The organism is Ruegeria sp. AWH4_226, from assembly GCF_056159225.1.
In genome coordinates this window covers 62,576-85,060 of the sequence record NZ_JBSWUU010000004.1, presented here as the reverse complement: position 1 = coordinate 85,060, position 22,485 = coordinate 62,576, and the positions used below count along the sequence as shown (strand labels likewise).

The following is a 22,485-nucleotide window of genomic DNA, read 5'->3' as shown; positions in this document are numbered from 1 at the left end:
TCCTCTGGTAGTCTGACTGCATTTGACCCAGATACGTGTTGAGAAATGCATTTATCTGGAGCTCGAATTGAAAACGTCCCGAGTTTTTGCTCGAATTTTTTGACGCTGTCCGGAAACCCAAACTCACGTTATTTGCGAATGAGATCAAAATATCTGCAACGCGATTACAATCATCCGCTTCGGAACAAATTAGGTGAGAATTGGACTTACGATACGATTTCAATAGTCTGTCTTCCCATCGCGTTGTCTAAGTGATGAAGGTAGATTTCCTATTGTGATTTCAGGACAAGAAATTTCAGTAGATCCGCGCCCTCGTCTGACTCCGCCAAGTTGCTTGGAGAACGGACGTTTTTCACACCAGCCGTTCGGACAAAGCGCAGCGGATTCAACGAGGGAGCCCAGACCTACAGAGGTGCTGAAACCCGCCGGATGGCTGCTTTCGTTTCGATCCTGGGCTGAACCGAATTCACCTCTGCTTCTTGTCGAGTTGAAGTCGAGCCTAAATTGCATCCTCGCTCAACGAAGTCGGCAAACGCTAGAACCATGTTCAGTTAGCTACGCCCCATAACCAAATCCGCGGCTTTTTCCCCGATCATTATTGTCGGCGCATTCGGGTGTCCCGTGTTCATTCGCGGCATGACCGAGGCGTCTGCAATGCTGAGGCCTTCGAGACCGTGCACTTTCAGATCAGGGGCAACGACCGCCTTGTCGTCCTCTCCCATGCGGCAACTGCCAACTGGATGCCAAGAGGTCGAAGACACCTCGCGGATGTCCGAAATGAGGTCGGCGTCGCTGACACTGTCTGGCCCTGGCGATATCTCCTTTACCCCAAGTTCCTTGAAGGCGGGTTGGGACACGATCCGCCGCGCTTCTCGGATGCAAGCCAGCATGAGGTCTATGTCCGCTGGGTCACTCAGGTAGCCCGGATCAATCATCGGTCTGTCCAAAGGATTGTCCGACACGATGGCAACGCGGCCCGTGCTTTTTGGCCGGGTGGGAAAGCCTGAAATGGTGAAGCCATGTCTGTCTGGTGGGCGCATCTCAGGCGCGCCCAAGCTGATGTAATAAGGGATCATCAGCAGTTCGATATCGGGCGCTTCGGCCCCCGGATTCGAACGCAAAAATGCACCGGATTCGAAATGATTGGTGGTGAGCGGCCCGCGCCCCTGTTCAAACTGGCTTTGGGCTTTGGTCAGATCCTCCGCAGAGCGCCCAAAGAACGTAAGCGGTTCGTCGATCTCCCATCTGCTGCGGTAATGCAGATGGTCTTGTAGGTTTTCCCCGACCCCCGACAGGTCGTGGCGGACCGTTACGCCTGCCGCTTCCAGCACGCTGGCGGGGCCAATCCCTGAGGCCTGAAGGATATGCGGCGACCCCACAGACCCGGCTGAAAGAACAGTTTCCTGAGCTGTTGCGCTGTGCACCTCGCCATCACAGAGATAGCTAATCCCCGTGACGCGATTGCCATCCAAATTGAGGCGGAGCACCGTTGCGCCGGTTACGACTACTAGGTTCTGCCGGCTGAGAGCGGGTTTGAGATATGTCCGCGCTGTGCTCCCACGCTTATTGTTGAACAAGGTCGCGGGAAAATAGCCGCAACCCTCGATATTCTGGCTGTTTAGGTCTTCGTTAAACGGGATGCCCGCCTGCTGGCTGGCTGCCAAAAAAACCTCGGTCAAGGGGGATCGCTCGGTCTGCCCGGTAACCGTCAAAGGGCCTGCGTCTCCATGCAAATCGGGTTGGCCGGGGGCTTGCCAGTTCTCGGCCTTGCAGAAATAGGGCAAGACATCGTGCCAGCCCCAGCCCGTCGCCCCAAGCTGTTGCCATGTGTCGTAGTCCGAGGGGTGACCGCGCAGATAGATCATGTAATTGATAGACCCCGTGCCGCCTATGCAGCGACCGCGCGGGTAGTTGATTTGACGCCGTGAAAGGTGCTCTTGAGGCCCGGTGCGGAATCCCCAGTCGAACCGCGTGTTGGGCAGGGCTCCAAAAGTCGCCGGCGTCGATATGCGAGGATCGTCGTCGTCCCCACCAGCTTCGAGCAAAAGAACCCTACGGTTTAGCTCTTCGCTCAGGCGGTTGGCCAACACGCATCCGGCGCTGCCAGCCCCGACTATGATCACATCGAACGAGTTGTTTGGATTTGCCATTGTATTCCCCCCAACTCGATCTAAGCACCGACAGGTCGTCCTAGTCCATGGTTGACCAGCGCTAATTTAGGACCCTCTTTTGAAAGATGTCATTGGGATTGATGCGAGCACAGGCAGTTTTGTCCGCATCTTCCCAGTTCAAACACTGTGGAGCGAATAACGATTGCTGCGCTTGCAACCGCCCAGTCAGCGCAGACCATGTTCAGAAGCTAACATGCCGTTCGCGTCTAAAGTGATCCGAGGCGGATGATTGTAATCGCGTCAGACAAATCTGCATTCAGACGGTTAGTTTTTTCAGCAACCCGCAGGTCGACGCATCTTTTCCCTCTGGGGTGGCGCCTTGAACCATAGGTAAAAGCGTTTTGGCGAGCTCCTTGCCAAGCTCGACGCCCCATTGATCAAAAGAGTTGATACCCCAGACAGCACCTTCCACAAACACGCGATGCTCGTATAGAGCAATGATCTGCCCCAGGACGAAAGGTGTCAATTTGGGATACGCAAGCGTGATCGAGGGCCGATTTCCGGGGAAAACCCGCTGAGCCGCCTGAATGTGCTGTTCTGAGCCGCCGAAGCCCAGATTTCGGGCAATCGCCAGCGCCTGATCATACGTGCGACCCAGCATAAGCGCCTCGGACTGCGCAAGACAATTCGCTTTAAGAAGGTCATGGTGCTCTTGCAAAGCGGGTTCGTGCCCTTCGGCCGCGATCAGGAATTCAGCAGGAACAACTTCGGTTCCTTGATGCAAAAGTTGGAAGAACGCGTGCTGCCCGTTGGTTCCCGGCTCGCCCCAGACAACGGGGCCTGAGGCATGGTCCAATTCTTTGCCGTCTATCGTGACACGCTTGCCGTTACTTTCCATGTCCAATTGCTGCAGATACGCGGGCAAGCGAGCCAAACGCTCATCATATGGCAGAATGGCTCTTGACGAATACTGGCATATGTTTCGGTGCCAAATCCCAACCAGGCCCAGAAGGACCGGCAGGTTACGCGCGAAAGGTGCGGTTTGGAAATGTAAGTCCATCGCCCGGCCGCCCGCAAGAAATTGGCGAAAGCTCTTGGCACCAATCGCCATCATGATCGGTAGGCCCACCGGCCCCCAAAGCGAATATCTGCCACCCACCCAGTCTGCGAAACCAAAAACCCGCGTGGGATCGATTCCCGTTTCCGCCGTGCGTTCGAGACTGGTGGAAACCGCTGCCAAATGGCCGCCGACACTGTCACCAACGCCTGCCCTCAACCACCTGAGAACTGAATTGGCATTGGTCATGGTTTCAATGGTGGTGAATGTTTTTGAGGCAATAATCACCAGTGTGCGTCGTGGATCCAGACTACAAAGAGTGTCTGTCACATCTGCGCCATCGACGTTGGATACGAAATGGCACCGTGGCCCAATGTGATAAGGGCTCAGCGCACGTGTTGCCATTGCGGGGCCAAGATCGGAGCCGCCAATCCCGATGTTGACAACATCTGTGAACCGTTCGCCGCCCGGTGCTGAAATTGCGCCGGTTTGGACGGCCCGGCAAAAGCTCTCCATTCTGGACAACGTTGCTTCGATTCCGGGTCGCACGTCTTTACCATCAACGATTAATGGTGCCGTATTCCTTGCGCGTAAGGCGGTGTGCAGGACTGCCCGATCTTCGGTTGTGTTTATCTTTTGTCCTGCAAACATGGCGTCGCGCTTACCGGCCACTTCAGTCTCTTCGGCCAATCTGATCATTAGCATGAGGGCCTCGTGATCGATATTGGTCTTGGAAAAATCGAGCAGAAACTGATCTGTTTCAGTCGAGAAATGATCCATTCGAGCCGCATCTTCAAAGAGCGAGTAGATGCTTCGATCTTTCGCAGCCGAAAAGTTCTCTTTTAGTTTGCTCCAGCAGTCAGTCATGTGTCTTTTTCCGCTTCTATGGCATCAATCTTGTGACGGTATCTTGTGATTCGACTTTTCGGTAGCGCTAACAATTTGCCGCGAAAAGTTTCCCGGTTACGATCATAACTCGTTTGCCCAAGGGGGGTTGGCACCAGCTCGGGAAACCGTGACGGCGGCAACTTTTGCTCCATGCTCGAGCGCATGCGCGAGAGTTTCGAGTGTCACTGACTTAAGATTGGATTTCTGAAGCGCTCCCAAATCCGACAACTTCGCCAAAAACCCTGCGTTGAATGTATCACCCGCACCAACAGTGTCGCAGATGTCGACGCGGAGAGCAGGCACGGTAATCTCAGTCCCGTCTGCCAGAAACCCAGTGGCACCTTCGCCGCCGCGCGTGAGAATGACGACACTGGGGCCCATCTCTAAGACCAGCTCGACCTTTTCGTTCAGCGACAGCGGCGATGGGACAATCCAGTTCAGATCCTCGTCCGAGACTTTTAAGATGTCTGCTGCACTCATCATCCGGTTCAACCGGTCCCGGTAGGACTGTATGTCCTGAATGAATTGTGGACGGATATTCGGGTCGAGCATAACAGCGCGTTTCTTGCCTTCACGTGCAAGCAATGCTGCATAGGCGTTCGCACCCGGTTCGCAGGCCAGGCTAATTCCTCCAAAATAGAGAGATGAAACTTCGGGGGACAGGACCGGCAGATCCTCAGGCGTCAGCATTCGTCCAGCAGTGTTCTCGTCATAAAACTCGTAGGTTGCATGCCCATCCTGCAAGCGTACGAATGCCAATGTGGTCGGGCGCTCCATCGTAATCACGTGAGAAGTGTCTACATGGCTGGCCTTCAGAGCTTCGGATAGTTGCCGACCAAACATGTCACCGGATAGCCCGGTCAACATCCCCGTTTGCACCCCAAGCCGTCCCAGAGCTATCGCCGTGTTGAACACTGCGCCACCCGAATGCGGCACGAAACCATCCGGGCCGGCATTGCTTGGTGTTGGAATCATATCGATAAGAGCTTCACCGCAGCAGAGGATCATGAGGTCGAACCTTTCAGAAATGCTTTGCTTTCGACAAGGAAGCGTTCGGACAAAGGCAGGCTCGCCGCGCCGAGCGAGCGTGCGTCAGGCCCAATTGTCCCTTTCTGTACATTCGGGGTCAGGATGCCGGCTGCTGATTGCCGGGACACATACGATCGCACGCGATTGACCAGTTCAGAGCGCACCGAGTCTGGCATCCACCCATCAATCAGAACGTGGTTCACGTCGATCACGCTAACGGATGACAGGATCGCATGGCCGATCCCCTGTGCTGCATCAGCAAGCCATGTCTCTAACGTGTTTTCCGGCAATCTCCAGTCTACCGGAGAATTCCAGGGCATTGCTGCCGCATGTCCTTCGGCAATTACAGCGTTCTCCAATGTCGCCAATGAGGCGATCTCGACGAGTTGACGCAAATGGCCGTCGGAAGCGGGCACACACAGCGAACCCAAAGCTGCGGCATTCCCGGTAGAGCCTGTAAAAAGCGTGTTGTCGAGAACCAGCCCGCCACCGATAAAGAAGCCGACGAAAAAATACAGGAAATCTCGGGGTTTACCGGCATCGCCGAACACCAGTTCCGCGCCGCATGCAGCTGACGCGTCGTTGCGCAAATACACAGGAAATTCAAATAATTCGCCAATTTCTGCAGCGATGTTCCGATTGCGCCAGTCATCCATCTTTGAAGGCTCAACACCAAGTGTTGCTGCCCAATCCCAAAGCTGAAACGGCAGGGCAATCCCAAGCCCACCTATTCGCCCCTGATGATCCGGTTGCATCCGATTGAACACCTGTTCTATCGCATCTCTTGCGAACGTCACCGCGCCATCAGGCGTCGGGTAGGGGTGGTCTACAGACACTCTTTCCCTCACGTCGCCCAGGAAATCAGTAAGAACCAGTTCAAGGCTGCGCCGGCCAACTTTCAGACCAAAGAAAAAGGCGCCATCTCTCACAAGGCCAAGGGGTACGGAGGGTTGCCCGATTTTGCCGCGGACAGGCGTGCGGCGCTCCAGCAGCCCATCTGCCTCAAGTGACCGGGTGATGACAGACACGGTCTGTGCGGAAAGGCCAGTCTTGCGTGCAATCTCGGCCTTGGCCATTCCGCCGGCCTGACGGACCAGTGACAGAACCAGGCGCTCGTTATAGGCGCGCATGCCGCTTTGGTTTGAGCCGCGTGCTGCGACGTCTGTTTCTGCGATTTCTTCTATAACTCTTGGGTCGTGTTCCATCAGGTCCCCATAGACAGTGCCGGACTGAGCGTTTTTGCCAAACTGGCTGAGGCGCTGGCTTGTGTCAATAATTAAATCTCTGTGATTTAATTATTGACTGAGGGGATCGGTTTCGGCATGCAGGTAACAACACATCGATTCACTCATGGCGGCGATTCGGCGTCAGTTCGGGAGGACTCTGGAATGACTATCTCTACGCATCGGCTTGCTCGGGAAACCATGGCTTTTGTTCTCGCGGGGGGACGGGGCAGTCGTCTGAAAGAACTGACTGACATTCGTGCCAAGCCCGCCGTCTACTTCGGCGGGAAGACCCGAATTATCGATTTCGCACTGTCCAATGCCGTGAATTCAGGAATTCGCCGTATTGGTGTCGCGACGCAATACAAGGCACACAGCCTGATACGTCATCTGCAGCGCGGGTGGAGTTTTTTTCGCGCCGAGCGCAATGAATCACTGGACATTCTTCCAGCATCCCAACGTGTCAATGAACGCCACTGGTACCTGGGAACTGCTGATGCAGTCACGCAAAATATAGATATTATTGAGGGCTATGCACCCAAATACATACTTATTCTTGCGGGCGATCATATTTACAAGCAGGACTATTCGCTGTTGCTGAAGCAGCATGTCGAGACCGGGGCTGATGTCACGGTGGGATGCATCGAAGTACCGCGCGACGAGGCCAGCGCATTTGGTGTTATGGCCGTAGATGACAAAGACCGGATTCTGGAATTTGTCGAAAAACCCGCTGATCCACCCGCGATGCCCGGCGATGAAACACAGTCTCTGGCGAGCATGGGTATCTACGTTTTCAAAACCGAATTCCTGATCAACCTCCTGCGTGAGGACGCTTTGTCGGAGACGTCTGAGCATGACTTCGGCCATGACCTTATCCCAGCGCTGGTGGCGCAGGGCAATGCCTTTGCCCATCCGTTCAGTCGGTCCTGCGTGACCAGTTCGCATGAGCAAAAAGCCTACTGGCGCGATGTGGGAACGATCGATGCCTTCTGGCAGGCCAATATTGATCTGACTGATTTTCAACCAGAGCTTGATCTCTACGACCAGTCTTGGCCGATCTGGACGTATTCCGAACTGACACCGCCGGCAAAGTTCATCCATAACGAAGACGATCGGCGCGGCCTTGCTGTATCCTCTATGGTCGCTGGTGGATGTGTTATTTCCGGGGCGCAGTTGAACCAATGTCTGTTGCACACTGGCGTACGTGCAAACTCCTATTCCGAACTCAATGGTGTGGTGGCTTTGCCCAACGTCGATATCGGGCGCGGTGCGCGGCTCAAGAATGTCGTAATTGACCGTTCGGTTCGCATCCCTGAGGGGCTTGTTGTCGGAGAAGACCCCAAAAAAGATGCGGCGCGCTTCCGTCGGACGGAAAATGGCGTATGCCTTATCACTCAACCCATGATCGACAAACTGGACCCATGACCCTCAAGCAACTCTCAATCGCGTCTGAATGCGCACCCTTTGTCAAAACCGGCGGGCTGGCCGACGTGGTCGGCACGCTTGCCCGGGTCATGGGTGATTATGATGTTGAATGCCGCGTTCTGCTGCCGCTGTACCGCCAAATCGCGCATCTTGCGAAAGGCGCCAGGGAAGTGATGAATGCAAGCGCGGTTTTTGGCGGGCCTGTGCGGGTTCTGGCAAAAAAAGCCAGTGGCGTCAGCTTGCTTTTGGTTGATGCGCCGCACCTTTATGACCGTCCCGGCCAAATATACCTGAACGAAGCCGGTCTGGACTGGGAGGACAACCATTTGCGGTTTGGCCTGCTTAGTTGGCTGGGTGCAGAGATTGGGCGCGCTGGGATCGACGGATGGTTGCCCGACGTGCTTCACGCGCATGATTGGCAAGCTGGCCTTGCGCCAGTCTACGCGCGAGCAAGCGGCGCAGCGACACCGCCTTGTATTCTGACCATCCACAACATCGCCTTTCAGGGCAATTTCCCCGCAACGATGATGGGGGCGCTGAACCTTGATCCGGCAGGCTTTACACAGAGCGGTTATGAGTATTACGGGCAGATCAGCTTTCTCAAAGGCGGTCTGATGGCGGCAGATCAAATAACGACTGTAAGCCCGACCTATGCACGCGAGTTGCTTACGCCGGAGTTTGGCATGGGGCTGGAAGGTGTGCTGAATGCGCGCAACGCCGACCTGTCGGGCATACTTAACGGGATCGATACTCAGGTCTGGGATCCCGCCAATGACCCTGCGATCGCGCAAACCTATTCCAGCCGCACTTTGGCCAAAAAAAATCAAAACAAACAGGCACTGCTCCGACGTTTTGGTCTGGAGGCCGACAGGACGGGGCCACTATTCTCGGTTATCAGCCGACTGTCCGGGCAGAAAGGTCTTGATCTGGCGTTGGAAGCCTTGCCCTTTGTTCTGGATAAAGGGGCTTCCTTTGTTCTGCTTGGCTCGGGCGACGCGGGACTGGAAAGCGGGTTTCGTGATCTGGCCCAGCGATATCCGGATCGCGTTGGTGTTGAATTCGGCTTTGACGAAAACCTCGCGCATTTGATCCAAGCCGGGGCGGATGCCACTTTGATACCCTCGCGTTTTGAACCTTGTGGGCTGACACAACTGTGCGCAATGCGTTACGGCACGCTGCCAGTTGTGTCGCGCACGGGTGGTCTGACAGACACGGTCATTGACGCAAACGCAGCAGCGCTTGTCGCCGACTGTGCAACAGGTTTTCAATTCGGACCCGTCAGTGCGGAAAATTTGAAAGAAGCTTTGTTCCGTGCGATGGAATTGTACGAAGATATAAAGGCTTGGCAGAAAACACAGCGCAACGCAATGAAACACCCGGTCGGGTGGGACCGATCAGCGCAGCGCATGGCCGACGCCTACAGAGCGCTACAGAAGAGTTAATCCGGCATGCAGGACAATACGCCCATCTTGAGCATTACCGCAGGAGATCACGCCACGCTGGGTGCGGTTTACGACGGGCAGGGGGTCAATTTCGCTGTGTTCTCGGAAAACGCGACGAAGATTGAACTGTGCCTGTTCAGCCCCGACGGGCAACGCGAGGCGACACGGCTGGTGTTGCCAGAGCGCACGGGTCCGGTTTGGCATGGATATGTGCCCGGCCTGAGGCCCGGAGCGTTGTATGGATATCGCGCATACGGGCCGTATGAACCCGATCGTGGCCACAGGTTCAACCCCAGTAAATTGCTGGTTGACCCATACGCACGGGCATTCAGTGGATATTGGTCCTCGGGCAAGGAAATGCTGGGGTATGACCCTTCGGGCCATGATACGCACCCTAGTCAAATCGACAGCGCGCCATTTGTACCAAAGTCGGTTGTGCCAGACTTTGAACGCCCTTGGTCAGGGGCACCTGCACCGCTTAGAGCCTGGAATGAGACGGTCATCTATGAGGCCCATGTCAAGGGCCTGACCCAGTTGCATCCCGACGTGCCCGCAGAGCTTCGGGGAACCTATGAGGCCCTGGGTAGCGATGCTGTGATCGCACACCTGAAAGGGCTTGGGGTGACCGCTTTGGAGTTGCTGCCGGTTCATGCCTTTCTCAATGACGGTTTTCTGGTGGATCGCGGGCTGACCAACTATTGGGGCTACAACACACTGGGCTTTTTTGCGCTTGAGCCGCGCTACTTTGGCCCGAACGGGGCAGATGGGTTTCGCCAGGCCGTTGATCGGCTGCATGCAGCAGGAATCGAGGTGATCCTTGATGTGGTTTATAATCACACCGCCGAGGGTGATCACCGCGGACCGACCCTGTCTTTCAGAGGGCTGGACAACAAGGCCTATTACAATCTTCAGGCAAGTCACGCGCGTTATTATGTGAATGACACGGGTTGCGGGAACACGCTTGCGATCAACCATCCCTTTGTGTTGCGCCTTGTTCTGGATTCACTGCGATACTGGGTGACGGTCATGGGCGTCGACGGGTTTCGGTTTGATCTGGCCACGGTTTTGGGGCGTGAACATCACGGGTTTGACCTGCACGGTGGGTTCTTTGACGCCATTCGCCAGGACCCGGTGCTAAGCCGGTGCAAGTTGATTGCCGAACCCTGGGACATCGGGCCTGGCGGCTATCAGCTTGGCAGTTTTCCTGCTGACTGGGGCGAGTGGAATGACAAATTTCGCGATTCCACACGCAGGTTCTGGCGCGGGGACGCACATTCCGCACAAGAGCTTGCGGGCAACTTCCTCGGAACAGCATCCGTGTTCGATCGACCGGGGCGCCGGACCACAAGCTCTATCAACTTCGTCGCGGCGCATGACGGATTCACGTTGGCCGATGTGACGCGCTATAACGAGAAGCACAACGAGGCCAATGGCGAAAGCAACAAAGATGGTCATGGTCACAATCTCTCAGACAATTGCGGAGTTGAGGGGGACACGGGCGACCAAGCAATTCTTGAGCGCCGCGCCCTGCGCATACGCAATCTGCTAGCCACCGTATTCCTTTCGCAAGGCACGCCCATGATGCTGGCCGGGGACGAAATCGGTCGAACGCAACGCGGTAACAACAACACCTATTGTCAGGACAATGAAATCAGCTGGATCAACTGGGATTCGGCTGACAGTGACCTGCTGGCATTCACGCAAAAACTGATCGCGCTGCGGCGCGACATTCCCCTTTTGCGCCAAAACCGGTTCCTGCATGGGCGTGTCAGGGATGATGGCAAGCCTGACGTCTCTTGGTCCGGCCTGGACGGCGGCACGCTAAATTGGCGAGATCCGTCGTTGGACGGGTTTTGTCTTCAATTGCGTGGCGAGGCGGAAGGCTCGTTTTCTCCTGAGGGAACCGCTCTGATTGTGGTCAACGGGGACGAACAGCCCAAGAAACTGATTTTGCCCGATCCGGGACCGGGTCTGGTGTGGCAGCGCGTGCTTGACACTGCCAAACCCGAGGCAGCCCCTATTGATGTTGTTGACAGAATTCGTCAATTCGCGTCGCCCCACTCAGTATCACTGTTTGTTGGCACGGTAAGCGCACCATGACAAATTGGGTTGCAGAACTTTGCCGCTTCGTCGGCGTGGCGTCCGATTACCGGGGGTTTGACGGGCAACTGATCCAGGTTGCGCCCGACACCCAGGTTGCCGTTCTGCGCGCAATGGGACTGGACGTGGCATCTGAAGCAGACGCAAGGGCGGTGCTGCAGCAAATGCGGGCTGTAGAAGAACAGCGTCCGCTGCCGCAAGAGCTGATCGTCACGGCAGGTCAGGCAGCCGAGTTTCCGGTTTCGCGCACGGTTTCGTGGAGCCTTGAAACTGAATCTGGCGAGAAGGTTGTGGAAAGCGGGGAGGCGGTGCAATCCATAGCTGTTCAGGCTTTGCCAATCGGCATTCATCGGCTCTGCCTGAATGGGGAATTTACTTCCTGGGTCCTGGCTCGTCCGTCGCGTGCGTTGAACCTTTCGGACTTGATCGCCAAGCCGCGCATCTGGGGCGTTCTTACAGCTTTGTATGGGCTCACAGACAAGACCGCAGCATCTCTGGGAAGCTATCATTCTCTTGGGGAATATGCTGCAGCTATGGCAGTGCATGGGGCCGACTTTGTCGGGATCAATCCCATACATGCGATGGGTCAAGTCCGTCCTGATAACGTAGTTAGTCCTTATTCGCCAAGTCATCGTGAATTTCTGAATACATGGTACTGCACACAAACGGGATCGGCTTCGTGTGACCTGATCAACTACCGGGCTGCACTGCAAGAAAATGCAGCAGCCCTGGATGACGGGTTTGAGGAATTTCTACGTCTACCGGATGGAGCGCCTGAAAAGCGTTCTTTGGCAGGTTTTAGAGCCTCGGGAGGAGCGCGCCTGCGTGATTTCACGGTGTTTGAAGCGCTTGCCCTTCGCTTTGGTTCAGACTGGCGCAAATGGCCCACGCCATACCAAGATCGGGACTCAGGCGCAGTGGCCGCATTTGCGCAAGATCACGAGCAGGAAATAGCACTGGTTGAGTGGGGGCAGTGGCAATCTGACGTTCAGCTCGCCAGTGCGCATGCCCTCGCCACCAAATCCGGGATGCGCGTTGGGTTGTATCTGGATCTTGCCGTCGGGCCACGTCTTGGTGGTGCAGAGACCTGGACCAAGGACACTGCCCTTGTGACCGGCGCCACATTGGGTGCGCCCCCTGATCCGCTGGGTCCGTCGGGGCAAAGCTGGGGCCTCGCGCCCATGTCCCCGTTGAAGATCCGAGAACAGGGCTATTCCGGTTTTGCACGGCTGCTGCGGACAGTCATGCGTCACGCGGGAATGATCCGGATCGATCACGTGCTTGGACTAATGCGCAGCTACTGGATTCCAGAAGGAAGCGGTGAGGGCACCTATGTTGGCTACCCCTTTGATGCACTTCTGGCCGTCGTCGCCATAGAAAGTGTGCGAAATGAAACGATTGTCATTGGCGAGGATCTGGGCCTCGTGCCCACCGGCTTGCGCGACAAAACTGAAGCGTCCGGCATATATGGGCTCGACGTGCTACAATATATGCGCACCGAAGAAGGTGGGTTTGTTGACACAACGAAAACACGTGCCAAAGCCGTCTGTGCCTTTGCGACACATGACACACCCACCATTGCAGGGTTTTTCGCGGCCGAAGATGCCCGTGCGCGCGCCGAAATTGGCAACATGGACAACACCAGTTTCGCGGACGTTCGCGCGGACCGTCAGGCCGCAGCTCAAACATTGGGAGCATCACGGCCTGTTCAGGAAATCCACCGCCGGCTTGCGTGTTCCAACTCCGAAATCGTGGCAGTTCAACTCGATGACATCGCGGAACGAAAAGACCAGCAAAATCTGCCCGGCACCGTCGACGAATACCCGAACTGGCGGCTGAAAGCGCCGTTCTCGGTACGTGACGTCAAGACTTCCGATGCTTTCATGCACCTTGGTGCAGAGATGGCAGCGCAGAGCCGTTCAAACCAATATGGAATGGAGAAGGACAATGACCTTCAAGACTGTTCGCACGTCGCCCATTGAGGGGCAGAAACCGGGAACTTCAGGCCTGCGCAAGAAAACCTCAGTATTCCGCGCTCCTGGGTATCTGGAGAACTTTGTGCAATCCGTGTTCGACGGCACTGGCGGAGCCGCGGGCAAGACTTATGTTCTGGGCGGGGATGGGCGTTTTTATAACTCCGAGGCCATTGGAATAATCATCCGCATGGCGGCAGCCAATGGGGCCGCCCGATTGATTGTTGGACAGAACGGCATCCTGTCAACGCCCGCAGTATCCAACCTGATCCGGAAATTCAAAACCGATGGGGGCATCATCCTGTCGGCAAGCCACAATCCAGGTGGTGCGGACGGCGACTTCGGCGTGAAATTCAACGCCCCCAATGGTGGTCCGGCATCCGAGAAGATCACAGACGAGATCTTCGCCCAAACCCAGCAGATCACCGAATACAAAATCGCCGAAGAAGACGCCTGCGATTTTGACAAACCCGGCTGCTTCAGTTTGGGCAAAACGCAGATCGATGTGGTTGATCCGGTGGCGGATTACGAAGCGCTGATGCAGGAACTGTTCGATTTCGATGCCATCCGCACCCTGTTCTCGAGCGGCTTCCGCATCTGTTTCGACGCAATGCACGCAGTCACTGGACCCTATGCGAAACGCATATTGGAAGAAACGCTGGGCGCGCCTGCAGGTTCGGTGATCAACGCGGTTCCCTCGCCGAATTTCGGCGGCGGGCACCCTGACCCGAATCCGGTCTGGGCCAGTGAACTGGTCGGTGTCATGAACGGCTCAGACGCCCCTGATTTCGGCGCAGCCTCCGACGGGGACGGGGACCGAAACATGATCATGGGGAAGGAAACGTTCGTAACTCCTTCGGACAGCCTGGCGCTGTTGACAGCTTACGCGCACCTGACCCCGGCTTATTCCGGAAAACTGGATGGCGTTGCGCGTTCCATGCCGACAAGCCAAGCCGTTGACCGCGTTGCAGAACGGTTGGGAATCCCTTGTTTTGAAACCCCGACGGGTTGGAAGTTTTTTGGCAACCTGCTGGACGCGGGCAAGGCGACGCTTTGTGGTGAGGAGAGTGCGGGCACCGGATCCGATCACATCCGTGAAAAGGATGGGCTGTGGGCCGTGCTGTTGTGGTTGAACATTCTGGCGCGGGATGGCCGGGATATCGTGCAGCTTCAGCAGGACCACTGGCGCAGCTTTGGCCGGAACTACTATTCGCGTCACGATTACGAAGAGATTCCGACCGACACAGCCAATGCGTTGATGACGGCACTGCGCGACAAGTTGCCAACACTTCCCGGCTCAAAAGCTGGGGACATGAAGACCGTCGAGGCAGATGATTTCTCCTACCGCGATCCGATTGATCAAAGCCTCACACAAGGGCAGGGGGTCCGCGTCCGCTTTGACGGCGGTTCCCGCGTTGTATTTCGTCTGTCTGGTACCGGGACCCAAGGGGCTACATTACGTGTCTATCTGGAACGGTTTGTAGGTTGCAGCGGCGATCACAACATGAACGTGCAAGAGGCGCTGGCCCCGGTCATTCAGGCTGCGGAAGCACTGGCGCAGATTGGCAAACACACCGGGCGTACAAAGGCGGATGTCATCACCTGATGCGCCTGTCCGATACAAATCAGAACAAGAGCAGGATGAAAAAGACCATGAAAGATATCTATGAACCAGGGTCGCTGACAAAGGCAATCGACTTTCATCTTGCCCATAGCGTTGGCAAGTCGCCGGACACGGCCTCTATCACAGACTGGCGTCTTGCCCTGTCCCGTGCGGTGCGCGACAAACTGATCGCACCGTGGTTTGAAGCGACCAACCGCACGTATGCAAAGGACCGCAAGCGGGTTTATTACCTGTCAATGGAGTTCCTTTTGGGGCGCATTCTGGAGGACGCGGTCAATAACCTCGGGCTCGAGGATGACGCGCGTGAAGCGTTGGCAAAACACGGCGTCAGCTTTGCCGACGTTGTAAACGACGAACCGGATGCGGCTTTAGGTAATGGTGGTCTTGGCCGATTGGCCGCCTGTTTTCTGGACAGCCTGAGCTGTCTCGGCATCCCCGCATATGGCTATGGCATCCGCTATGCGCATGGCCTGTTCCGTCAATCCTTTGATCAGGGCAAGCAGGTGGAAATGGCAGAGGACTGGCTGCGCCACCAACACAATTGGGAATTCGAGCGCTCGGAATGCCTCTATGATATCGGATTTGGCGGCGAGGTCATCGAGACCGGCAAAAAGGTCAAGTGGACTCCATCCGACATCGTGATGGCACAGGCCTATGACACGCCGGTTCCCGGCTGGCAGGCTCGATGGACCAATACTCTGCGGCTTTGGTCTGCCAAGCCCAAGAAAATATTCGACCTCGATCCGTTCAACCGGGGTGAATATATGCAGGCCGCTGCACCTGAGGTGCTGGCGGAAACGATTTCGCGGGTTCTTTATCCTGATGACAGCACCGAAATTGGTAAGGAATTGCGCCTCAAGCAGGAGTATTTCTTTACCTCCGCCTCGCTTCAGGATCTGTTGCGCCGCTTCCTGGCGCACAATGGTGATCTGCGCGCGCTGCCAACCAAAGTTGCGATCCAGATGAATGACACCCATCCGGCAATCGCAGGTCCCGAGTTGATCCGCCTGCTGATGGATGTGCATGGGTTGGACTTTGACGATGCGTTCGACACCGCACAGAACACGTTGCATTACACCAACCACACGCTTTTGCCTGAGGCACTGGAAGCTTGGGATGTCGGGCTGATGGACAGCACCCTGCCGCGTCACATGCAGCTGATCGAACGGATTGATGCCCGGCTGGGCCGGGACGTGGCAATGTCCAAAACCGGCGTCGCCCCACGCGTCGTCGAAAATAACGTGGTGAACATGGGAACGCTTGCCTTTACGTGTTCGCGCAGGGTCAATGGGGTCTCGGCCCTGCATACGGACCTGATGAAGCAAACCGTCTTCAGTGATCTGCACAAGGTGTATCCCGAGCGAATTCTCAACCAGACCAATGGCGTAACACCGCGCCGCTGGCTGCATGGTTGCAATCCAGGTCTGCGCGACTTGCTGAACGAAACCATCGGAACCGAGTGGGTTTCCGATCTTGAGCAGTTGAAAAAAATTGCGCCGTTAGCGGATGATCCTGCCTTCCGCAAACGCTTTATGACGATCAAGCAAGACAACAAACGGCGGCTTGCGGCTTGGGTCGCAGAAAACATGAACCTGGAGATTTCGCCCGAGGCGATGTTCGACATTCAGATCAAGCGGATTCACGAATACAAACGCCAGCTGATGAATGCGTTTGAAACTGCGGCTCTTGCCAATGCTATACGCCGTGATCCGAATGCGGACTGGACGCCGCGGGTCAAGTTTTTTGGCGGCAAGGCGGCACCTGCCTATTTGGATGCCAAGAACATCATTCGCCTGATCAACGACATCGCACAGTCGATCAATTCTGATCCGGTGATCGGCGACCGGCTCAAGGTGGTCTATCCGCCGAATTACAATGTATCCTTGGCCGAGATGCTGATCCCGGCGGCGGATCTGTCCGAACAGATTTCAACCGCCGGCAAAGAAGCGTCAGGCACCGGAAACATGAAGTTCGCGCTGAACGGTGCCGTGACGATCGGCACGCTGGATGGCGCCAATGTTGAAATCCGTGACCACGTGGGGGCCGACAACATCTACATCTTCGGAATGACAGCCGAAGAAGTGCAGGATGCGCGCAGTGGATATGTGACGCAGGCCTATATCGACCAGAGCCCGATCCTGAACGAAGTCATCGAGCAGGTGCGTACCGGGTTCTATTCGCCCGGTGAGCCAACGCGCCATTGGCCAGTGCTCGAAAAGCTGTTGCGGGACGACTACTTCATGGTCGCTGCTGATTTTGACGCCTACTGGGATGCTCAGCGCAGGGTCGACAGTGGTTTTGCTGACAAAGACGCGTGGGCACGCATGGCTGTGCTCAATACCGCATTGTCCGGCTGGTTCTCGTCCGACCGTACGATCCAGGGCTATGCAAAAGACATCTGGGGCATCGACTCGCTTGCAGGAGAGACAGAATGACCACAATCAGCTATTCCCCCGCCTTTGACTCCGCCACCGCCGAAGCGCTGCTTGCAGGTTCGATGAGCGATCCGTTTTCGGTTCTTGGTCCGCACAAAAACGGGCGTCGCTGGAGTGTCACGGCATTGATCCCAGGTGCGCTGAGTGTCGAGGTTCTGGACGGCAAAACCGGTAAGGTTGAGGCCGAGCTGCACCGGCTTGACGGGCGCGGGCTGTTCTCAGGCTTTGTCCGCAAACCCGTAGCGACCGGCGCTTATCGTCTGCGCGCCCGCAATGACGGCAGTGTTTGGGAGCAGGACGACGCCTACAGGTTCGGACCGGTACTGGGCGAGATGGATGAGTACCTGATCGCGGAAGGTGCCCATTTGCGTCTGTGGGACAAGCTCGGCGCCCACCCGCTGGAGCATGATGGCGTAAAGGGCGTGAACTTTGCAGTCTGGGCCCCGGCCGCAAGCCGTGTTTCCGTTGTGGGCGAGTTCAATCAGTGGGACGGACGCCGAAACGTAATGCGTGCACGGGGCACGACCGGGATTTGGGAGATCTTTATTCCCGGCCTAGGCGAAGGGTCACTCTACAAATACGAAATCAGGGATGCGAGCGGAAACATTCTGCCGCTCAAGGCCGACCCGGTCGGTTTCGGAGCAGAGCATCCCCCCGCCACGGCGTCGGTTGTGCGCGATTTAGACGGATATAAATGGAGCGATGACACCTGGATGGCTGAACGCGCGGATCGCAATCGCCACGACCGGCCTATTTCGATCTACGAAGTCCATCTCGGGTCGTGGCGGCGGAAGGTCGAGGACGGCAATCGCCCGCTCAGCTATCTCGAATTCGCCAAGGAATTGGTGGATTACGTGCGCGACATGGGGTTCACCCACATAGAGTTGATGCCTGTGTCCGAGCACCCGTTCGACGGCTCGTGGGGGTACCAGCCCATTGGTATGTTTGCTCCGACAATTCGCTATGGCACCCCGAATGAATTCCGGGAATTCGTGAACGCGTGCCATATCGCGGGCCTTGGCGTGCTGCTCGATTGGGTGCCGGGGCACTTTCCGACCGACGCGCATGGATTGGGCCAGTTCGACGGTTCCGCGCTTTATGAACATGCCGACCCGAAAGAGGGTTTTCATCAGGACTGGAACACACTGATCTACAACTATGGCCGTCGCGAGGTGCAGAACTATCTCTGCGCCAACGCGCTCTACTGGCTGAGAGAGTTCCACATCGATGGCCTGCGCGTCGATGCGGTCGCGTCCATGCTGTATCGCGACTATTCACGTAAAGAGGGCGAATGGGTGCCAAATGAACATGGTGGTCGCGAAAACCTTGAGGCGATAGCGTTTCTCAAACGCACCAACGAACTGGTATACGACGCTGATGCCGGCATCATCATGGCCGCCGAAGAAAGCACGTCATTTCCCGGTGTCAGCCAACCCACAGACCAGGGCGGTCTTGGATTTGGATTTAAGTGGAACATGGGGTGGATGAACGACACACTGCAGTACATGGAGCGCGATCCCGTCCACCGGTCGCATCATCATCATGAAATGACTTTTGGCCTCACCTACGCGTTCTCTGAGAACTTCATCCTGCCAATCAGCCATGACGAGGTCGTGCATGGAAAAGGTTCCATGATCTCCAAAATGCCAGGGGACGGGTTCGACAAGTTTGCCGGATTGCGCTCATATTACGGCTTCATGTGGGGACACCCGGGCAAGAAGCTCCTGTTCATGGGGCAGGAATTCGCTCAGGGCACCGAATGGTCCCACGATCGTTCTCTCGACTGGCACTTGTTGGATCATGAATGGCACCGCGGTGTCCAATCATGGGTCAAGGCGCTGAACAAATTCTACTTGGAGACGCCCTCGCTATTCGAAACCGACTGCAGTGCATCCGGATTCTACTGGCTGGAAGTCGATCAATCCGATTTGTCCGTTTATGCCTGGGTTCGCCAAGGCGATGAAGGCAAAGATCCTGTAGTTGTTGTATGCAACATGACCCCGACACCACGTGACGGATACAGGTTGGGTGTTCCGAATTCAGGTGAATGGGAGGTTGTTCTGAACAGCAATGCCGAAGAGTTCGGTGGATCAGGTCACGGTTCTGAAACCTATTCGAGCGCACCGGTCGCATGGAGCAATCAGGAGAACTCTATATCCATGCATCTGCCGGGTAACACCACGCTGTTTCTTAAACGAAAGGGATGAATGTCCTTTTGATGTGTTCGCCTACTCAGATTTAGTCGGCGAACGCAGCGCACCGTTGTGAGAGTTTTTCCGGCGTAATTGCAATTATGTGAAGTCTGCACATCCGCACGTTCAAATGTTGCGAAGTGGGGCACCGCCGACCTGATTCAGAGGTATCTGATCCACAGGGCTTGATCGTCTGTATCTCCGACCACTTCGGTGATTTCAGCTGGGTTGAGGCCAAATTCCGCAACCAGAACTTCGACCTGAACTGATTGGAAGCTATCGAGACTTCGCACAAGTCGGCCTTCTTCAAATGCGATTAGCTCGTGTGTTCTGCCGGACCAACGGACGATCCCGCCGCAGAGGGTCTGATGTTCCATATCAACCATTTCCGCCACCGGATCGGCAAAGAAATCGCTCCATTTGAGAAATCCGGTGCTGACTGCGCGCGCAACCGCTCGTTCGATCGTCCGGCTTTTAAGCTTGGTGGTGATCGAAGATATCAGCGCATCCACCGTTCGAGAGGGGTTTCCCGTCTGCCTGGCAATGACGGACGGTATCAAACCCGACGCAAGCATCTTCAGAACATCCAACTCATCACCAGACAAGGAATCCGAGGGGAAGTTGAAGACGGTTTCGATGACGTCCAGTGCAAGCAGATGCAGGATCTGGGCTTCGTGGCGCAGGGCAGGGAGCATTCTCGCGATCAGTGCTTCCCATTCGGCACGAGGTGCATTTGATGTAACGGTAAACACGCCACGCTCACCAAAAGGATTGATGACCGGAATAGTCAGGCCGTTGCGGCCAACGCCAAATTTTCTGGCGGCTTCAAAAAGCGCTGCATAGTCGGACTGGTTGTCGAATGCTGTCCAATCAATCGGGGCAATCATTGTGGCGCCAAACCGAATGAGGGGATCGGCCAGGATCCGGTCGTTTTCGACATAATGTCTGGTCCATTCTTCCGAAAACGTGGTGCAGCCGTGAACGATGTTCTGCGACTTGTCGATATGGGCATAAGAAGCGTTCTCAAATCCAAACCTGTGGCAAATCTCCTGAAGACGTGCCTCCCCGGTTTGCCGGAAATCCAAATCAGACCTGCCAATATCCGCAATTTTCATTGATCTTCTTTCTGTTCCGCGCTGCCGTTGAGGCCGCATAGCAACCTAAAGCTGAACAAACTACTCGGGATTTCCCGTAGCCAATCACACATACGAATACAGTTCTTTTCTGGAGGCGGAAACAGAGCGGAAACCTGCCTATGAGACGCATGAATTTGCGAGGTTGGCAGCGCACCTGCCAACCGGATTGGAGCAACGTTCTCGTGACACTAGCGAAGGCTGTTTTCCTCTTCCCGTGCCCGTCGGGCCAACAGCCCCATGAAACTGGAGATAAGGTTCAACTCTCTGCGTGCATCTGCCTGAACCATTCCGCGGAGATATCCACCCGGATTGACGATCTGCGGCAGTTTCGGATCACTCTGCCTTGCGTCTGTGATCAATCCAGCCAGGATCGCACCCATGAGCGTCAGTCGATTGATCGCCTCATGCCAGGCGGAGATGTTTGTACCGATCTCTGACAGCCGGGACCAAACACCGGCCTCGATCGCGTAGAGTGTCGGGTTAGGGTTCTGATCGCCGCCACCAGCAATATCGATATGCATGCGCAGCTCGGGTGAAGCCAGGTCATAGAGAATACGATTGTTCACCCGAGGCAGCTTTTGGGTCTTGTGCGCCGCCGCATCCGTCGGATGATTGCTTTCTAAGCAATGCGCAGGGCCATCAAGCCCGGAGCGAGAACAATCTGGTTCCGAGGCTTCAGCCGAGGGCCTTGAAATCTCGCCATCGGCGTTACTGGACAGAATTTTTTCTTCAATTTGGTCTTGTATATGGGACCCGAAACAAGCTTCGGGCGCACCCGAAATTTCACCGGGTTTTGCGACATGCCCTTCGATGCTTTTCCAAAGGTCACGAGCGGCCTGAACATGGCACTTCAGCTGATCCAAGGACATGTATTTCAGCTTGTCAGCACGCGGCCAGGACCGAAACGCGTCCATCATGTCTTCGACCCCAATAGGAGGGCAGGGGAGAGCAACGAGCACCGCCAGACCGTGTTTCACATATCGGTTTAGGCGCGACCGGTCTCCGCGCAGCGCGTCATGTTCTTTCTTGTCTGCCTTGTTTTGTGCTTCCGCGTCGAGCATCTCGGGTGTGAGGTTCACGGCGGGTGTCAGGAAGAGACCAAGCCCCTTACGCTTGCACCGCGCCCCATTGGCACCAAGCCTGCGTTCAATGAGACCGATGGCTTCCAGGTTGCGCTCGTGGTTGTGGATCGTCCGATCTGTCAAACCACGCCCGGCAATCAGCGTTTCCTGACGGCCGTAGCAAAAGGGTTCCTGAGACGGGTCGCGAAACGCGTTCGGAGAGATCATGTCGATGATGAGCTCAAAGGTGCGAATACACTGCTCCGATGCGCCTCTGATCTGCGCGTAACAAACGCAGAGTTGCCGAAACCGGTCCCGATTCCAGCTTTCCGGCAGGCCGTTGTGGAAGCGCTTCGGGTCTTGAAACCGGGCGGTTGAGAACTGTCGGAAACTCATGGCTTCGACCTCGCTGGGCGTGATTCCGGTAGACCTGCACAGTGTCGCGCGGCGGCAAATTGAATAGAGTGGGTTTGCTTCATGGTCTGTTTCTCGTTTGCGAAGCAAAGCGGGTCGAACCTCGGCACTGAGACAAAGAAAAATCGTTCGCACAGATGCGTTTGTCCTTGTCAGATTTTTGGGAGCTTCCTATAAATCAGGTGATCAAACGTGACTTAGGAAGATCCCCGCTGAGGCCCCGCCTTGCGGGGGTTTTTTGTTTTGGCTCAGCTTTGGGCGTCAGTATCTGACCAATTCATGGTCGGTGATGCCAAACATATCAGTCCACTCGACCCCAACGCCGCGAAAGTAGCTGGCAGGCTCGCAGCGATCTAACAGGGGCAACCATGCCGG

Annotated in this window: 13 protein-coding genes; 7 read left to right on the top strand and 6 right to left on the bottom strand. The window is 55.9% G+C overall.

The window, feature by feature from the left end; translation table 11 throughout:
- Window positions 1–551: 551 nt before the first annotated feature.
- The 4 genes from ACXAET_RS21360 to ACXAET_RS21345 all read right to left on the bottom strand — a co-directional run bounded on the left by ACXAET_RS21360 (window position 552) and on the right by ACXAET_RS21345 (window position 6,290).
- A complete protein-coding gene (locus ACXAET_RS21360) occupies window positions 552–2,150 on the bottom strand; it encodes a GMC family oxidoreductase (RefSeq protein WP_475190473.1) in 1,599 nt (532 codons plus the stop codon).
- 277 nt (window positions 2,151–2,427) lie between these two features.
- Window positions 2,428–4,035, bottom strand: a complete 1,608-nt coding sequence (pgi, locus tag ACXAET_RS21355) for a glucose-6-phosphate isomerase (RefSeq protein ID WP_475190469.1) — start codon at window positions 4,033–4,035, stop codon at window positions 2,428–2,430.
- A 102-nt stretch (window positions 4,036–4,137) separates the two neighbouring features.
- Entirely contained in the window at window positions 4,138–5,064 is a 927-nt protein-coding gene (locus ACXAET_RS21350; RefSeq protein WP_475190466.1) for a carbohydrate kinase family protein, read from the bottom strand.
- Window positions 5,061–6,290 carry an ROK family transcriptional regulator gene (locus tag ACXAET_RS21345; RefSeq protein ID WP_475190465.1) on the bottom strand — a complete coding sequence of 410 codons (1,230 nt, stop codon included), beginning with the start codon at window positions 6,288–6,290 and terminating at the stop codon, window positions 5,061–5,063. Before ACXAET_RS21345 ends, ACXAET_RS21350 begins: the two co-directional genes overlap by 4 nt.
- Before the next feature lie 183 nt (window positions 6,291–6,473).
- Here ACXAET_RS21345 and glgC point away from each other — a divergent pair, with 183 nt between their 5' ends.
- From glgC to glgB, 7 genes are read left to right on the top strand one after another with little or no spacing between them, the layout of a single operon-like run.
- Window positions 6,474–7,733, top strand: coding sequence for a glucose-1-phosphate adenylyltransferase (glgC, locus tag ACXAET_RS21340; RefSeq protein ID WP_475190460.1), 1,260 nt, complete (start codon window positions 6,474–6,476; stop codon window positions 7,731–7,733).
- Window positions 7,730–9,175, top strand: a complete 1,446-nt coding sequence (glgA, locus tag ACXAET_RS21335; RefSeq protein WP_475190458.1) for a glycogen synthase GlgA — start codon at window positions 7,730–7,732, stop codon at window positions 9,173–9,175. Before glgC ends, glgA begins: the two co-directional genes overlap by 4 nt.
- 27 nt (window positions 9,176–9,202) lie before the next feature.
- Entirely contained in the window at window positions 9,203–11,275 is a 2,073-nt protein-coding gene (glgX, locus tag ACXAET_RS21330) for a glycogen debranching protein GlgX (RefSeq protein ID WP_475190452.1), read from the top strand.
- The gene (malQ, locus tag ACXAET_RS21325) at window positions 11,272–13,257 is read left to right on the top strand and encodes a 4-alpha-glucanotransferase (protein ID WP_475190450.1); all 1,986 of its coding nucleotides are present in this window, start codon (window positions 11,272–11,274) and stop codon (window positions 13,255–13,257) included. Before glgX ends, malQ begins: the two co-directional genes overlap by 4 nt.
- Window positions 13,223–14,854 (top strand): alpha-D-glucose phosphate-specific phosphoglucomutase, encoded by a 1,632-nt coding sequence (locus ACXAET_RS21320; protein ID WP_475190447.1) that lies wholly within the window; start codon window positions 13,223–13,225, stop codon window positions 14,852–14,854. The genes malQ and ACXAET_RS21320 overlap by 35 nt, the downstream gene beginning before the upstream one ends.
- Before the next feature lie 47 nt (window positions 14,855–14,901).
- Window positions 14,902–17,307 (top strand): glycogen/starch/alpha-glucan phosphorylase, encoded by a 2,406-nt coding sequence (locus tag ACXAET_RS21315; RefSeq protein ID WP_475190444.1) that lies wholly within the window; start codon window positions 14,902–14,904, stop codon window positions 17,305–17,307.
- Window positions 17,304–19,514 carry a 1,4-alpha-glucan branching protein GlgB gene (gene glgB, locus ACXAET_RS21310; protein ID WP_475190440.1) on the top strand — a complete coding sequence of 737 codons (2,211 nt, stop codon included), beginning with the start codon at window positions 17,304–17,306 and terminating at the stop codon, window positions 19,512–19,514. Before ACXAET_RS21315 ends, glgB begins: the two co-directional genes overlap by 4 nt.
- A 146-nt stretch (window positions 19,515–19,660) precedes the next feature.
- Here glgB and ACXAET_RS21305 read toward each other — a convergent pair whose 3' ends face one another.
- Both ACXAET_RS21305 and ACXAET_RS21300 read right to left on the bottom strand, forming a co-directional pair.
- A complete protein-coding gene (locus tag ACXAET_RS21305; protein WP_475190436.1) occupies window positions 19,661–20,614 on the bottom strand; it encodes an autoinducer binding domain-containing protein in 954 nt (317 codons plus the stop codon).
- Between the two features lie 209 nt (window positions 20,615–20,823).
- Entirely contained in the window at window positions 20,824–22,092 is a 1,269-nt protein-coding gene (locus ACXAET_RS21300) for a helix-turn-helix domain-containing protein (protein WP_475190432.1), read from the bottom strand.
- Window positions 22,093–22,485: the final 393 nt, after the last annotated feature.